This is a genomic window from Dietzia sp. 2505 (genome assembly GCF_040546785.1).
GTDB lineage: Bacteria > Actinomycetota > Actinomycetes > Mycobacteriales > Mycobacteriaceae > Dietzia.
Genome location: NZ_JBEPON010000009.1, coordinates 50,074 through 64,639, shown reverse-complemented (window position 1 = coordinate 64,639; position 14,566 = coordinate 50,074). Strand labels below are relative to the sequence as shown.

The window sequence follows — 14,566 nt, the reverse complement described above, 5'->3', positions numbered from 1 at the left end:
TGTCCGCCCGCCGCTTCCTCCATGGTGCGCTGATCGGGAGGTCCCGGGTGGGATGTTCGGGCAGAATCGATCCATGGCTGACATGCAGGTCCGGGTCCCGTCCCCGTCGTCCCTCGTCCAGAGCGCGTTCCGGGTGGTCGAGTGGGAACTCTCGATGGCGCGGGAGTTCCTCCTCCTGCCCGCGCGGGTGATGGCGCTCCTGGAGGACGTGGAGTCCATCGTGCGGCGGGTCCAACGACTGCTGGACGAGGTCGAGCGGACCGTCTCGTCGATCGACCGGATCGTGGTGACGGCCGCGGAGACCGTCGACGGGGTACGGACCACGGTCTCGCGGGCCGACCGGGTGGTCGTCGACGTCGAGCGCACGGTCTCCTCCGCCGACTCGATCGTCGCCCGAGTGGGCTCGACGGTGGACTCGGCGGACGGGATCGTCGGCAGGGTCGGCTCGACGGTGGACTCGGCGGACGGGATCGTCGGCAGGGTCGGGTCGACCGTGGACTCGGCCGACGGGATCGTGGCTCGTATCGGTGCGACCGTGGACGTCGCGGACAGCGTGGTGCTCAGGGTCGATTCGACGGTGGATTCGGCGGACGGAGTCGTGGCGCGCGTCGGCTCGACGGTCGACACCGCGGACGGGCTCGTGACCTCGGCGGGCGGGCTCATGGACCGGATCGTGCCGATGGTCGACTTCGCGGAGTCCGCGCTGGCCCCCGTCAAGCCCGTCGTCGAGGCCCTGCTGGTCGACGCCGAACTGTCGCCGGAGACCGCGAGGAGGGTGGCGACCCGCCTCACAGAGGTGCTGGTGTGGGCGGACAAGACCATCGCGCTCCTGGAACCGATCGCCGACGAGATACTCGAATCGGTCGAACCCGAGGAGATCAGGGCCGTCGTCCAGTTCATCGACCACCTGCCCGCGCTGGGCGACAGCCTCGAGAACGACGTGATGCCGGTGCTCGCCTCGCTGGACACCGTGGCACCCGAGGTCCACCAGATCCTCGAGGTGGCGCAGCAATGTCTCGAAGCGGTCCAGGGCATCCCCGGCTTCCAGCTCCTGCGGCGCCGCGGGGGCGACAACGGTAACGGGAAGGGCGACGGGAACCCGGTGAAGTGACTCGAGGCCCTCCCATGACGGGAGGGCCTCGATCTCTGAGCCGATGACGGGAATCGAACCCGCGCTGTCTGCTTGGGAAGCAGAAGTTCTACCATTGAACTACATCGGCGATGCTGCCCGAAGGCCGGTTCAGATTAGCACGAAGGCTCCGGCCGTCAGCTGTTCCGGGGTCCCTTTCGGGCGGCCTTCCGCTTGGCCCCGGTGGTCATCGGCCGCCTGGTCTGACCGAGTGAGGCCCGGGGCACGAACCCGAACCCGACGCCGCCGACGACCGCGACGGCGAGCGCGCCGATGATCCACGGGGTGAGCGAACCGCCGCCGGTCAGGCCCATCATCACGATGAGGGCGGCGATTCCCACGCACACCCAGGACCAGACGGTCCATCGCCAGATGTATTTCGAGGGCTCTTCCCTGAACTCGTCCATGCCCCCATTTCACCACGTGAGCGGGGTGCGGCGCATATCCGCGGTCGCCTAAGGGGTGCCCCTCGCCCGCGATGGTGTGGCCGGTCTCACGAGGATCCGGCGCGGACACGGGTATGGAACCGGCGGCGATCGACGCTGAAATGGATGAGAGTCCGTTTCAGGTGCCGGATGCCCGGCCGGCGGACGACCCTGCCAGGAGGACGAACATGGACGACGTGACGGAGCGGCCGATAGCCGAGCGTGTGCGGACCGTCCTGGCGCGCGGTGCCGCCGGCACCGTCGGTTCGGGCCTCCTGACGAGGCCGCTGAGGTCCGCCAGGGTCCGCGACGACGGCGTGATCGTGCTGGTGGTGGACGTAGGCGGCATGTCCCGGGAAGTGGGGGAGTCCGCCGGCATCGCGTCGGTGGGCGGTTCGGCCGCGGTCGAGATCGTCGACACGGTGTGCACCGGCCGCTGTCGGCGGCCCACGGCGGGACCGTCCTTCGCGGTCGACGGTCGCCCCTCGGCTCGGGACAGGCGTGGCGGGGAGCCGGCCGCCGGGGCCCGGGCCACGCCGTGTGACGACGAGTGCGCCGTGGCGCGCGGCGTGGTCACCATCTCCGGGATCGTCACGGCGTCCTCGGCGCCGCGGCGACGCAGGCTGGTCGCCGCCGACGGCGGGCCCGGCCCCAACGGTGAGGCCGGATCGTTGCGACTGAGCGAACTGCAACCGCTCGGGGTCACCTACCTGTGTGCGGACGGCGCGTACGTGATCCCCCGGGGTGACCTCGCGGCGGCGACGGTCGACCCGATCGGCATCGACGAGCAGGCGTGGCTGCGCCGCCTCGGAGCGGACAGTGGACTCGCGGCGCGGCTGGCTCTCCGCGCCGGCCGCCAGATCGCCGGTACCCGCCCGTGGATCGTGGGCATCGACAGGTTCGGCCTGGATCTCTCGGTCGGGTCCCCGGCCGGACCCAGGGAGGTCGTGAGAATGCCGTTCACGCAGGTCTGTGACCATTCCGCGGACGTGCAGAGCGAGCTGGACCGCCTCGGCTGGTGAGGCCGGCTCGGATCATTTCCCACCACTGTGCCCAAAACCCTTGCGCTAGAGGTAAGCCTTACCTAAGTTAGTCGCTGCGGGTAGTCACGTCCCCGCCCCCGGACCGTTCCGGCGCCTTTCCCTGGAGGCGTCGGAACGGTGCGGGAACTTTCGACGAGGAGTTGGCATGCGATCACTGGTGGGGCCTGTCCCGGAGCCCGCGGAACGAGTGAGCTCGGCGCTGCGCCGGTGCCCCCGGGCCGCGCTGAGTCTTCCCTCCGGCCCGGGCGCCGTGCCCGCTCCCGAGGTGGGCCTGGTGCACCAGGTGCCCGGGACCGCCGACCTCTGGGTCTCGCTACCGATGGCCGACGCGGCCACGATCGGCGTCGGGGGGGTGCGGGCGAGGCTCGAGGTTCTGGACGAGATCATCGGGGGAGCGGCCGAGGGGCGCTGTCGCCGCATCGTCGTCGTCGAGGGTCGTGTGGAGTTGCCGGGCGTGCGCGCCCAGCGCCGCACGGCGGGCGAGATCGCGCGCGACCTCCCCGACCCCGTCCTGTTGGACGTGGGGACCGGCGTCGCGCTGGTCCGGCTCCGCGCCGAGCGGATCGTGCTGACCGACGACGACGGGGTGACCGACATCGACCCCGAGGACCTGGCGACCTCCGGGCCCGACCCCTTCGCCGACCTCGAGGGGCACTGGCTGCACCATCTCAACGACCCGCGCTGTCAGGTGGTGCCGCGGATGGCGCTGCGCGTGTGCCGTTGCCTCCCGGCCGAGCGTCCCCTGCTGGTCGGCATCGACCGCGCCGGGGTGGACATCGAGATCGTCGGGCGGGACGGGCGCATCCACCGGGAGCGGCTGCCCTTCGCAGAGGCGTGCGTGGGCGTCACCGAGTTGGGCACCCAGCTCCGCCTGCTCGCCGGGGGGTCGCGATACCCTCTAGACCGTGCTGCTCTCCGACCGTGACCTCCGCTCCGAGCTCGCCGACGGGCGGCTCACGATCGACCCCCTCGACGCCTCGCTGATCCAACCCTCGAGCATCGACGTCCGCCTGGACAGCCTGTTCCGGGTGTTCAACAATTCGCGTTACACCCACATCGACCCGGCGCAGCAGCAGGACGACCTCACCGAGCTCGTCGAACCCGCGTCAGGGGACCCGTTCGTGCTGCACCCGGGCGAGTTCGTCCTGGGGGCGACCCTCGAGCGACTGGCCCTTCCCGACGACCTCGCGGGCCGGCTCGAGGGCAAGTCCTCACTCGGTCGACTCGGTCTGCTCACGCACTCGACCGCCGGGTTCATCGACCCGGGTTTCGAGGGGCACATCACCCTCGAGCTGTCCAACGTGGCCAACCTGCCCATCACGCTGTGGCCGGGGATGAAGATCGGCCAGCTGTGCCTGTTCCGGTTGTCCAGCCCCGCAGAGGTCCCGTACGGCACCGCCGCGACGGGCTCGAAGTACCAGGGTCAGCGCGGCCCGACGGCGTCCAAGGCGTACCTCAACTTCCGCTGAGCGGGCTCGTCACCGAACCGGGCCCGTCGGTGCACAGGGCTCGGCCACAGTACGCTCGTCCCGCGTTCACCCCGGTGTTCCCGGGAGGTCGTCCGTGGACGGTAGAACTGCGCTATGCGTATGACCGTGTTCGGGACCGGGTATCTGGGGACCACCCATGCCGCCTGTATGGCCGAGTTGGGTCACGAGGTGTTGGGCGTGGATGTCGACGAGGCGAAGATCGAACGCCTGCGGGCGGGCGAGGTGCCGTTCTACGAGCCGGGGTTGCCGGAGATCTTGATGCGGCAGGTCGAGGCCGGTCGGGTGCGGTTCACCACGGACTACGCCGAGGCCGCGGAGTTCGCGGACCTGCACTTCATCGGGGTGGGTACCCCGCAGCGCAAGGGGGAGTTCGCGGCCGATACGTCGTATGTGGAGGACGTGGTGGCGCGGTTGGCGCCGCTCCTGACGGCGGATGCGGTGCTGGTGGGCAAGTCGACGGTGCCGGTGGGCACGGCGGCGCGGTTGCAGGAGATCGCCGACGAGCACTCGCGTCCGGGTGTGCGGGCGGAGGTGGTGTGGAACCCGGAGTTCCTGCGCGAGGGTTTCGCGGTGGCCGACACGCTCACGCCGGATCGGATCGTGATCGGGGTGCGCGAGCCGGGTGGCGCGGTCGAGGAGGTGGTGCGCGGGGCGTATGCGCCGATCCTCCAGTCGGATCCGTGTCCGGTGATCGTGACGGATCTGGCGACCGCCGAGTTGGTCAAGGTCAGCGCGAACGCGTTCCTGGCCACCAAGATCAGTTTCATCAACGCCGTGTCGGAGGTGTGTGAGGCCGCGGGCGCGGATGTGACGGTCCTGGCGGACGCGATCGGGATGGATCCGCGGATCGGGCGGCGGTTCCTGGGAGCCGGGCTCGGATTCGGTGGGGGGTGCCTGCCCAAGGACATCCGGGCGTTCATGGCCCGGGCCGGGGAGTTGGGCGCTGATCAGGCGATGTCGTTCCTGCGGGAGGTCGACTCGATCAACATGCGGCGCCGGGAGCGGATGGTCGACCTGGCGACCGAGGCGTGTGGGGGGATGTTGATCGGCAAGACGATCGCGGTCCTCGGGGCGGCGTTCAAGCCGGATTCTGACGACGTGCGTGACTCTCCTGCGTTGAACGTGGCGGGGATGCTCTCGCTGAAGGGCGCGCAGGCGGTGGTGTACGACCCGCAGGCGCTGGACAACGCGCGGGCGTTGTTCCCGACGCTGGCGTACGCGGGGTCGGCGATCGAGGCGTGTGAGGGCGCGGACGTGGTGCTGGTGGCCACCGAGTGGGCCGAGTTCCTCGAGTTGGACCCGGCGGCCGTGACTCGGGTGGCCCGCGGGCGGATCATGCTGGACGGCCGCAACTGCATGCCCGCCGACGACTGGCGCGCCGCCGGCTGGACCTACCGCGCCCTCGGCCGCGGGGTGAGCGCCTCCTGACCGGTCGACCGCGCCCGGGTGGCCGTCCTCCGGCTCCGACCGGGCACGGCGCGGGTTAGGGTTACCGGTGTGAGCGACCGGCCAGCGACCCCTCCCCGGCACCGGCACCGGGTCGAGCGCCCCCCACGCAGCTCCCGCCTCGTGCCGTCCGGCAGTGCCGGGCGGATCACGGTGGTCGGTCTGATCCTGGGTGCGGTGGCGACGATGATCGGGGTGGCGTTGCTCTGGCCGACCTTTCAGGACCCTGAGCTGGACCCGTACTTCGCCCAGTCCTCCGGTTCGTCGGTCGTGACTGAACGCGGTGAGGTCGTGTCCACCGAGGTGGCGCCCTGTGGCTCCCCGGACAACGGGCGGGTGCTGCCCGGTCCACCGCTCGAACCCCGGTTCCCCGGACCGGAGTGCCCGCGCTCGATCGTGCGACTCGACTCCGGCCCGGACGCCGGCCGAGAGGTACTGCTGGAGATACCGCCCGGTCCCGGGTCGCCGGATCTCGGCGAGGGCGACCAGATCCAGCTGGGCCGCTCACCCCTGGGGGAGACCGACATCTACGCCTTCGAGGACTTCACCCGGACCGTGCCCATGGCGCTGTGGCTCCTCGTGGGCGCCGTGGTGATGGTCGCCGTCGGGCGGTGGAAGGGGCTGCGGGCCCTGATCGGGATCGCGGTGGCGCTCCTCGTCGTCGTGGGGTTCGTCCTCCCCTCGATCCTGGACGGCAACCCGGCCATCCTGGTGGCCGTGGTCGGCGGCTCCGCCGTGCTCTACCTGGTGATCTACGTGGTGCACGGGGTCAACCTCAAGACGCACGCCGCGCTGCTCGGCACACTGTCGGCGATGCTGGCGTCGGCGTTACTGAGCTGGGTGGTCATCGAGACCACCAGGATCACCGGGCTCAGCGGCGACTCCACGACGCAGGTCCAGGTGTTCGTGCAGCACGTGTCGCTGACGGGGCTCCTGCTCGCCGGCTTCATCATCGGCGCCCTGGGCGTGCTCAACGACGTCACCGTGAGCCAGTCCGCGACAGTGTTCGAGATGCGCCACCTCGACCCGCACGCCGGACCCGTCCAGGTGTTCCGGTCGGCGATGGGGGTCGGACGCGACCACGTCGCCTCCATGGTCTACACCCTGGTGTTGGCGTACACCGGGTCGGCGCTGCCGCTGCTGCTGTTGTTCTCGCTGGGGACCCGCTCGCCGTTGTCGATCCTCACCTCCGACGTCGTGGCCGTCGAATTGATGCGGTCACTCGTCGGCGCGATCGCCCTCGCTCTGTGCGTCCCGCTCACCACCGCGGCAGCGGTGTGGCTCTCCCGCGACGTGACCCCGGCGGAACTCGACCGGGCGACCGTGGGCGGGGGCGTGAGCCGCTGAGCGGACGCGGGCGGCCCTACTGCCGGTACGAGGCCAGGAAGTTGCCTATCCGCTCGATCGCCACGGCCAGGTCGCGGCCGGCGGGCAGCGTGACCACCCGGAAGTGATCCGGGTCCGGCCAGTTAAACCCCGTGCCCTGGGTGACCAGGATGCGTTCGCGCTCGAGCAGGTCCAGTGCGAACAGGCGGTCGTCGTGGATCTCGTGGACCTCCGGGTCGAGCCTGGGGAACACGTAGAGCGCACCCATCGGTTTGACGCAGCTCACCCCGGGGATCGAGTTGAGCTTCTCCCACGCGATGCCGCGCTGCTCGTGGAGCCTGCCACCGGGCTCGATCAACTCGTTGATCGACTGATACCCGCCGAGTGCCACCTGGATGGCGTGCTGCGCGGGCACGTTGGGGCACAATCTCGTCGAGGCCAGCAGCTCCAGACCCTCGAGGAACCCGGCCGCGTGCGCCTTGGGGCCGGTGATCGCCATCCAGCCCGCCCGGTAGCCCGCCACGCGGTAGGTCTTGGACAGGCCGTTGAAGGTCAGGACCAGCAGATCATGCGCCAGCGAGGCGATGGAGGTGTGCTGCGCCTCGTCGTAGACGATCCGGTCGTAGATCTCGTCCGCCAGGATGAGCAGGCTGTGCTCGCGCGCCAGGTCCACGATCCCCTGCAGGACCTCCCGGGAGTAGACCGCCCCGGTGGGGTTGTTGGGGTTGATCACGACGATGGCCTTGGTCTTGGGCGTGATCTTCGAGGCGATGTCCTCTAGCGACGGGTTCCAGTCATCGTGCTCGTCCGCGAGGTAGTGGACGGGCCTGCCCCCGGCGAGTGAGGTCATGGCGGTCCACAACGGGTAGTCCGGTGCCGGGATGAGGACCTCGTCGCCGTCGTCCAGCAGGGCCTGCATGGTCATGGTGATGAGCTCGGACACGCCGTTGCCCAGGTAGATGTCCTCCACGTCCAGCTGCGGGAAGTCGGGGACCAGCTCGTAGCGGGTGAAGATGGCGCGGCGGGCCGACAGGATGCCCTTGGACTCCGAGTAACCCTGCGCGTGCGGCAGTGCCGCGATCATGTCGCGCATGATCACGTCCGGCGCCTCGAACCCGAAGGGGGCGGGGTTGCCGATGTTCAGCTTGAGGATCCGGTGCCCCTCCGCCTCGAGCTGGTTCGCCCGTGCCAGCACCGGGCCGCGGATCTCGTAGAGGACGTCCTTGAGCTTGGACGACTGGTCGAGCGTGCGCGGCTGGTGGAGCGTGCGTCCCATGTTGTCCGGCGTCATGACTGCTGATTGTGCCACCTCGGTCGGATGTGGTTCCGGCCGCGCCGACCCGCCGTGTCAGATCCCGTAACGCAGGTCGATGATGGCGGGGATCTCCGAGTGTGGCAGGAGATCGTCGGGGTGCTCCACCGAAAGGAAGTCCACGCAGCCCCGCTCGTGGGAGGCCAGAGCGTACGGCTGGGAGTCGATCGACAGGCCGGTGAGCTGACGCAGCCTGCGGACCTCGCCCCTGACGGTGGCCGTCGCGTCCCTGTCCCCGTAGAGCGCCTCGGACAGGGAGCGCGCGGTCCACGCCTCCCGGGACGCCAGGAGCGCGAGCAGTTCCGCCCTCCTCGGGGTGAGGTCGACCGTCGACCCGTCGGCCCGGATCACCGACGGCCTCCACCCGAGCAGACGGATCTCCGTCACCGGGTTGTCGCCCCGGTCCGCGCGCCCGTCCGGGCCGGGGCGCGATCCCGGCTCCGGCGGGGGGAGGTCGTCCGGGGACGGCCCGCCCACCTCGTTCGCGAGCAAGGTCTCGGCCAACCGGGTCCCACACCGGACCAGCGCCGCCGTCTCGGAACTCGAGAATCGGACCGGATGAGAGACGTCGAGGACTCCGAGGATCCTGCCGCGGGCGTCGCGGACGGGACTGGCCGTGCAGGTCCAGCCGTGATGGGCCCGGACGTAGTGTTCGCCCGCGGTGGCGTGGGTCAGCGTCCCGGTCTCCAACGCGAGGGAGATGCCGTTCGTGCCGATCCCCCGCTCGGACCAGTCCGCGCCCTCGGCGAACGCGATCGAGTCGGCACGGCGAAGGACGTGGGGACTTCCCGACCGCCAGAGCAGGCACCCCCGCGAATCGGTGAGGACCACCAGGTGCCGGCCCGCGGCGGACGTGTCGGACACCGAGGCCACCACGTCAGCGGCGATGTGTCGCAGGGGAGTGCGCTGCCGGGCGTCGGCGACCTCGTCGCGGGTGAGCACGCGGGCAGGCAGTTCCTGGTCCGGCGAGATCCCGGCGGCTCCACTGCGCCTCCACGCCTGTAGAACCCGCGAGTCGAGGTCGGAGGTCGCGCCACCGGAGAGCGCGATCCCGTGGGCCCTGATGGAGCGCTCCGCGAAGGCCCGGGGGTCAGAGAACCGCAGGGCCGGGTGCAACGACATTGCCACCCCCTGGGGAAGAAAGTGTGATCTACGTCATTGCCGAAGCTACACGACACGAAGGAGCGGACATGACCCAGACGACAGACGCACCGGCCGACCGGGGTGGGCCGGGCGCCGACTATTCAGGCGCGGGAGCAGATGTGAAGAACGAGGACGTGGTGGCTGACGACGTGGTGGACGCGAACGCCACGGTCGAGAGGTGGCTCGGGGAGTTCGACGAGGCCCTCCGGGCGGGGGACGCGGAGCGGGCCGCGCAGCTCTTCGACCCCGAGGGCTACTGGCGAGACTTCGTGGCCTTCACGTGGAACCTCAAGACGCTCGAAGGGCGGGAGGAGATCCGCCGGATGCTCGAGTCCCAGCTGCCCGCGGTCTCGCCCTCCGCATGGAGTCTCGACGACCCTGCGACCGCGTCCGGCGACGTGACCGAGGCGTGGGTGACCTTCGAGACCGCGGTCGGCCGCGGATGGGCCCACCTCCGGCTGCGCGACGGCAAGGCTTGGACCCTCCTGACCACGATGCAGGAACTCAAGGGCCACGAGGAGAAGAGGCGCCGGACCCGGGACCAGGGCGTCGAGCACGTCATCCGCAGGGGGCGCAAGACGTGGCTCGAGAAGAAGCAGGAACGCCAGGAGACCCTCGGGTACACCGAGCAGCCGTACACCGTGATCATCGGCGGAGGCCAGGGCGGGATCGGGCTCGCCGCCCGGCTCAAGCGGCTGGGCGTGCCGACCATCGTGATCGAGAAGAACGAGCGGGCCGGCGACTCGTGGCGCAAGCGCTACAAGTCACTCCACCTCCACGACCCTGTCTGGTACGACCATCTCCCGTACATCGCCTTCCCCGATGACTGGCCGGTGTTCCCGTCCAAGGACAAGGTCGGTGACTGGCTCGAGCACTACACCGCGATCATGGAGCTCGACTACTGGTCCGGCACGCAGTGTCTGACGGCCGACTTCGACGAGGAGTCCGGGACGTGGCGGGTCGAGGTGGACCGGCGGGGCGAGAAGGTGGAACTCCGCCCCACCCAGTTGGTGTTCGCCCTCGGGGTCTCGGGCTACCCCAACATCCCGCACGTCGAGGGCGCGGACTCGTTCACCGGGGAACAGTGGCACTCCTCGGAGTTCACCGGGGAGGGGGACGTGGAGGGCAAGCGGGCCGTGGTGATCGGCTCGAACAACTCGGCCCACGACATCTGCGCCGCGCTCTGGGACCACGGAGCAGACGTCACCATGGTCCAGCGCTCCTCCACCCACATCGCGCGGAGCGAGTCGCTCATGTCGCTGGCGCTCGGGCCCCTGTACTCCGAGGACGCGCTGGAGGCGGGGGTGACGACCGAGAAGGCCGACATGCTCTTCGCCTCCTGGCCCTACCGCCTGCTCCCCGGGGTGCAGATCCCCGTCTACGAGCAGATGGCCGAGAAAGACTCGGAGTTCTACCGGCGTCTCAGTGAGGCCGGATTCGAGCTGGGCTTCGGGGAGGACGGATCCGGCCTCTTCCTCAAGTACCTCCGGCGCGGCTCCGGGTACTACATCGACGTCGGTGCCAGCCAACTGGTGATCGACGGCGAGGTCGCGCTGGCGCGCGGGCAGGTGACGCGGATCCGGGCCGACGGGGTGGAGCTGGACGACGGGACGTTCCTACCCGCCGACCTCATCGTCTACGCCACCGGGTTCGGCTCGATGAACCAGTGGTTGACCGATCTGATCTCGCAGGACGTCGCCGACCGGGTGGGCAAGGTCTGGGGATACGGTTCCGACACCACCCGGGACCCCGGGCCCTGGGAGGGGGAACTCCGCAACATGTGGAAGCCGACGAACGTCGAGCAGCTCTGGATCCACGGTGGCAACCTCCACCAGTCCCGCCACTACTCCAAGTACCTCGCCCTGCAGCTCAAGGCGAGAATGGAAGGGGTGCCGACCCCCGTCTACCAGGTCCAGCAGGCGCACCACACCTGCTGACGGCGGGACCAGTCAATGCGCCTGCGGCCCGTGATCGGGGTTCCGATCACGGGCCGCAGAGGCCTGGGGGGTGCTCAGCCCAGGGACAGGCCGTACCCGCCGGGCTTCGTCGAGCGGGGGATCGAGTTCCCCTTCCCGGGTGCGGCCGGGGCGGACGCCTCGGCGCTCGGAGCGTCGGTCCCCGACTCCTCGGCCGCGGTGTCCGACGGCGACGCGGAGTCCGCGTCCGCGGCGGGCTCTGACCCGGACGCGGGCTGTGCCGGCGCCTCCTCGGCCGGCGCGGCGGTCGCCTTCGGGGCGCCGGGAGCCTTGGGCGCGCCGGGCGCCTTCGGGGCGCCGGGTGCCTTGCCCCCACCCTTCAGTGCGAGGCCGACGGCGGGCTCAGCCGTAGCGGTCTCGGCCGCTTCGGGCTGGGATGCGGTCGGCGCCGCCGCCTTCGGGGCGCCGGGGGCCTTGGCTCCGCCCGGAGCCTTGGGTGCACCGGGCGCCTTGGGTGCTCCCGGGGCCTTGGCGCCGCCGCCGAGGGTCAGACCGCCGGACTTCGGAGCGCCGGTGGTGGCCGGCGCGGAACCCACGGCGGCCTCCCGGGTCTCCTCCGTGCGCTCGGCATCCTTGACCGCGGACTGGGCCTCGGTCGTGGACTCACCGGACGCCTTGGCTCCACCCGGCGCCTTGGGCCCGCCGGGGGCCTTTCCGCCACCGCCGAGCGACAGGCCGCCCGACTTGGGCGCGCCCTTCGAGTCGGCGGCCGACGGGCCGGACTCGGCGGCGCTGACAGTGCCCGCGGTACCGGCGGCGGCCACCTCGGCGCCCTCGCCCTCGTCGATCACCGGGTTGTCCGGAGTCCCGGAGGGTTCGGCGACCGCGGTCTTGGCCTCGGCAGGCTTCGCGGCCTCGGCGGCCTCCTTCTCCGCGGACGTCATCTCGCGCTTCGGCTGCTCCAGCCATGCGGCCTCGCGGGGCTCGGGCAGACCGCCGTCGCGGGTGACGGACTCCAGCAGGAGCTGGGCCACGTCCACGACCTCGACCTGGCCCTCCAGTTCGGTGCCGTCGGTCTGCGCGGTGGCGCCGTCGGAGAGCATCACCCGACAGAACGGGCAGCCGGTGGCGATCTTGGTCGCCTTGGTCGACAGCGCCTCGTCGACGCGGTCGACGTTGATCCGCTTGCCGACCGTCTCCTCCATCCACATGCGCGCGCCGCCGGCACCACAGCACATGGAGCGCTGGCCGTGGCGGGGCATCTCCGTGAGGGTCACGCCGGAACCGTCCATGAGCTCGCGCGGGGCCTCGTAGACCTTGTTGTGACGGCCGAGGTAGCACGGGTCGTGATAGGTCACGCCGCCGTCGATCGGGGCGACCGGCACGAGCCGCTTCTCCCGCACGAGACGGTTGAGCAGCTGCGTGTGATGGACCACCTGGTAGTCGCCGCCGAAGTCGCCGTACTCGTTCTTCAGGGCGTTAAGGCAGTGGGCACAGGTCACGACGACCTTGCGCTGACCGGTGGGCACGCCGTCGAAGGCGTTGTTCATCGTCTCGATGTTCTGCTCGGCGAGCATCTGGAACAGGAACTCGTTGCCCGCGCGGCGGGCGGAGTCACCGGTACAGGTCTCACCCTGGCCCAGGACGGCGAACTTCACGCCGGCCGTGTGCAACAGGGTGGCGACGGCCTGGGTGGTCTTCTTGGCGCGGTCCTCGAAGGCGCCGGCACAGCCGACCCAGAAGAGGTACTCGGTGTCCGAGAAGTCCTCGATGTCCGAGCCGATGACCGGGATGTCGAAGTCGAGGGTCTTCATCCAGTCGTCGCGGCCCGAGTTGTTCTGGCCCCAGGGGTTGCCCTTGTTCTCCAGGTTCTTGAACAGGCCGGCGAGCTCCGTGGGGAACTCCGACTCGATGAGCACCTGGTAGCGGCGCATGTCGATGAAGTGATCGACGTGCTCGATGTCCACCGGGCACTGCTCGACGCAGGCGCCACAGGTGGTGCAGGACCACAGGGCCTCCGGGTCGATGATGCCGGCGGCCATCGGGTCGTCGGACACGTCGGCGGTGGTGTGGCCGACCAGCGGGCGCTGGGCCTCGAGGCGGGCGGCCTCGGGGATCCTGGCCAGCTTCTTCTCGTCCGGGTTGCCCTCGGCGTCGACGAGCCCCGTCTCCTCGCCCATCGTGGTCTTACCGCCGGCGAGCAGGTACGGGGCCTTGGCGTGGGCGTGGTCACGTAGGGCCATGATCATGAGCTTGGGGCTCAGCGGCTTGCCGGTGTTCCAGGCGGGACACTGCTCCTGGCAGCGACCGCACTCGGTACAGGTGGAGAAGTCCAGCCAGCCCTTCCACGAGAAGTCCTCGATCGCGCCCGCACCCAGGACCGGCTCGAAGTCCTCGTCCGCCTCGGTACGCTCCTCGATCTTCTCCATGGTCAGCGCCTCGCCGTCCATGGTCATCGGCTTGAGGGCGCCCAGCGCGGTGCGGCCGTCGGCATCACGCTTGAAGTAGATGTTGAAGAACGCCGAGAAGCGGTGCCAGGCGACGCCCCAGGTGATGTTGCGGCCGACCACGTACAGCCAGATCATGCCGGTGAGCAGCTTGATCAGCGCGAAGATGGAGACCATGAGCTCGTTGGCCGGCAGAACAGTGGAGATGGGGCCGGAGACCCAATCGTGTGCCCAGTTGAAGTCCTGACCGTCCTCGCGGTACAGCGCGAGCTTCCCGGCCTTGACGAAGAGCATGCCCAGGCCCTCGAGGAGGACCACAGCTTCCACGAAGTACGCGGCCCTGCGGTCCGAACCGTTGAAGCGGTTGAGGCCCCGACGCTGGTTGACCTGGCGGATGATGATCAGCACGGTGATGCCGATGACGGTGCCCAGGCCGAGGAACTCGTCCAGTACGTGGTACCAGGACTGCTGCGACAACCACGGCCAGCCGCCGCGCGGGTTGAACGTCTGGATGTAGGCCTCGAACCAGACGATCGAGCCGAGCATGAAGCCGATCATGACGAACCAGTGGAAGAAGCCGACCGACCGCTTCCTGGCCATCCTGGTGTGGGCGCCGACCTCGATGATCGTGTTCTTCATCCGTGCGAACACCGGGCCGAATCGGTTGAAGCCGTCCTTCTGGCCCAGCATGATGCTCCGCACCATGCGCGATACGCCGCCGATGAAAGAGGCCCAAGCAAATAAACTGAGCAGGACACCGATCGTCCCGAGAGTGATGGTCACGCCTGACATGGTTCGCGGCCTTTCGTCGCACTTCTCGACGCACGGGCACCTGACGACCCCAGGGGTGCCCGTCGACGGTCTTGTCGTTAAAGGTAAGCCACGCGGG

At 69.9% G+C, this 14,566-nt stretch carries 11 protein-coding genes and 1 tRNA gene; 7 read left to right on the top strand and 5 right to left on the bottom strand.

Annotated elements, in window-relative coordinates:
* The first annotated feature begins 73 nt into the window (after nucleotides 1-73).
* On the top strand, nucleotides 74-1,111 hold the full coding sequence (locus ABIE38_RS15935) for a methyl-accepting chemotaxis protein (RefSeq protein WP_354057931.1): 1,038 nt from the start codon (nucleotides 74-76) through the stop codon (nucleotides 1,109-1,111).
* A 38-nt stretch (nucleotides 1,112-1,149) separates the two neighbouring features.
* On the opposite strand, the gene ABIE38_RS15930 is transcribed toward ABIE38_RS15935, so the two are convergent.
* A tRNA-Gly gene (locus ABIE38_RS15930) sits at nucleotides 1,150-1,220 on the bottom strand.
* A gap of 46 nt (nucleotides 1,221-1,266) precedes the next feature.
* Nucleotides 1,267-1,536, bottom strand: a complete 270-nt coding sequence (locus ABIE38_RS15925) for a hypothetical protein (RefSeq protein WP_017838404.1) — start codon at nucleotides 1,534-1,536, stop codon at nucleotides 1,267-1,269.
* Between the two features lie 206 nt (nucleotides 1,537-1,742).
* On the opposite strand from ABIE38_RS15925, the gene ABIE38_RS15920 reads away from it, so the two are divergent.
* The 5 genes from ABIE38_RS15920 to ABIE38_RS15900 all read left to right on the top strand — a co-directional run bounded on the left by ABIE38_RS15920 (nucleotide 1,743) and on the right by ABIE38_RS15900 (nucleotide 6,880).
* Complete coding sequence (locus ABIE38_RS15920) at nucleotides 1,743-2,576, top strand: hypothetical protein (RefSeq protein WP_354057929.1); 834 nt, start codon at nucleotides 1,743-1,745, stop codon at nucleotides 2,574-2,576.
* Between the two features lie 166 nt (nucleotides 2,577-2,742).
* Nucleotides 2,743-3,522: a hypothetical protein gene (locus ABIE38_RS15915; RefSeq protein WP_354057927.1), complete on the top strand. Its 780-nt coding sequence runs from the start codon at nucleotides 2,743-2,745 to the stop codon at nucleotides 3,520-3,522.
* Nucleotides 3,503-4,066, top strand: coding sequence for a dCTP deaminase (gene dcd, locus ABIE38_RS15910; RefSeq protein WP_354057925.1), 564 nt, complete (start codon nucleotides 3,503-3,505; stop codon nucleotides 4,064-4,066). The genes ABIE38_RS15915 and dcd overlap by 20 nt, the downstream gene beginning before the upstream one ends.
* A gap of 114 nt (nucleotides 4,067-4,180) precedes the next feature.
* The gene (locus ABIE38_RS15905) at nucleotides 4,181-5,515 is read left to right on the top strand and encodes a UDP-glucose dehydrogenase family protein (protein ID WP_354057923.1); all 1,335 of its coding nucleotides are present in this window, start codon (nucleotides 4,181-4,183) and stop codon (nucleotides 5,513-5,515) included.
* 69 nt (nucleotides 5,516-5,584) lie between these two features.
* On the top strand, nucleotides 5,585-6,880 hold the full coding sequence (locus ABIE38_RS15900) for a YibE/F family protein (RefSeq protein WP_354057921.1): 1,296 nt from the start codon (nucleotides 5,585-5,587) through the stop codon (nucleotides 6,878-6,880).
* A 16-nt stretch (nucleotides 6,881-6,896) separates the two neighbouring features.
* On the opposite strand, the gene ABIE38_RS15895 is transcribed toward ABIE38_RS15900, so the two are convergent.
* Both ABIE38_RS15895 and ABIE38_RS15890 read right to left on the bottom strand, forming a co-directional pair.
* Complete coding sequence (locus ABIE38_RS15895) at nucleotides 6,897-8,150, bottom strand: pyridoxal phosphate-dependent aminotransferase (RefSeq protein ID WP_354057919.1); 1,254 nt, start codon at nucleotides 8,148-8,150, stop codon at nucleotides 6,897-6,899.
* Between the two features lie 57 nt (nucleotides 8,151-8,207).
* Nucleotides 8,208-9,293: a helix-turn-helix domain-containing protein gene (locus tag ABIE38_RS15890; RefSeq protein ID WP_354057917.1), complete on the bottom strand. Its 1,086-nt coding sequence runs from the start codon at nucleotides 9,291-9,293 to the stop codon at nucleotides 8,208-8,210.
* A 68-nt stretch (nucleotides 9,294-9,361) separates the two neighbouring features.
* On the opposite strand from ABIE38_RS15890, the gene ABIE38_RS15885 reads away from it, so the two are divergent.
* Nucleotides 9,362-11,251, top strand: a complete 1,890-nt coding sequence (locus tag ABIE38_RS15885) for an NAD(P)/FAD-dependent oxidoreductase (RefSeq protein ID WP_354057915.1) — start codon at nucleotides 9,362-9,364, stop codon at nucleotides 11,249-11,251.
* 74 nt (nucleotides 11,252-11,325) lie between these two features.
* Here ABIE38_RS15885 and ABIE38_RS15880 read toward each other — a convergent pair whose 3' ends face one another.
* Nucleotides 11,326-14,469 (bottom strand): (Fe-S)-binding protein, encoded by a 3,144-nt coding sequence (locus ABIE38_RS15880; RefSeq protein WP_354057913.1) that lies wholly within the window; start codon nucleotides 14,467-14,469, stop codon nucleotides 11,326-11,328.
* Nucleotides 14,470-14,566 lie beyond the last annotated feature (97 nt).

Coding starts and splice junctions, on each gene's coding strand:
- ABIE38_RS15935 (WP_354057931.1), top strand. CDS start 74: ATGGCTGACATGCAGGTCCGGGTCCCGTCCCCGTCGTCCCTCGTCCAG.
- ABIE38_RS15925 (WP_017838404.1), bottom strand. CDS start 1,536: ATGGACGAGTTCAGGGAAGAGCCCTCGAAATACATCTGGCGATGGACC.
- ABIE38_RS15920 (WP_354057929.1), top strand. CDS start 1,743: ATGGACGACGTGACGGAGCGGCCGATAGCCGAGCGTGTGCGGACCGTC.
- ABIE38_RS15915 (WP_354057927.1), top strand. CDS start 2,743: ATGCGATCACTGGTGGGGCCTGTCCCGGAGCCCGCGGAACGAGTGAGC.
- ABIE38_RS15905 (WP_354057923.1), top strand. CDS start 4,181: ATGCGTATGACCGTGTTCGGGACCGGGTATCTGGGGACCACCCATGCC.
- ABIE38_RS15895 (WP_354057919.1), bottom strand. CDS start 8,150: ATGACGCCGGACAACATGGGACGCACGCTCCACCAGCCGCGCACGCTC.
- ABIE38_RS15890 (WP_354057917.1), bottom strand. CDS start 9,293: ATGTCGTTGCACCCGGCCCTGCGGTTCTCTGACCCCCGGGCCTTCGCG.
- ABIE38_RS15885 (WP_354057915.1), top strand. CDS start 9,362: ATGACCCAGACGACAGACGCACCGGCCGACCGGGGTGGGCCGGGCGCC.
- ABIE38_RS15880 (WP_354057913.1), bottom strand. CDS start 14,469: ATGTCAGGCGTGACCATCACTCTCGGGACGATCGGTGTCCTGCTCAGT.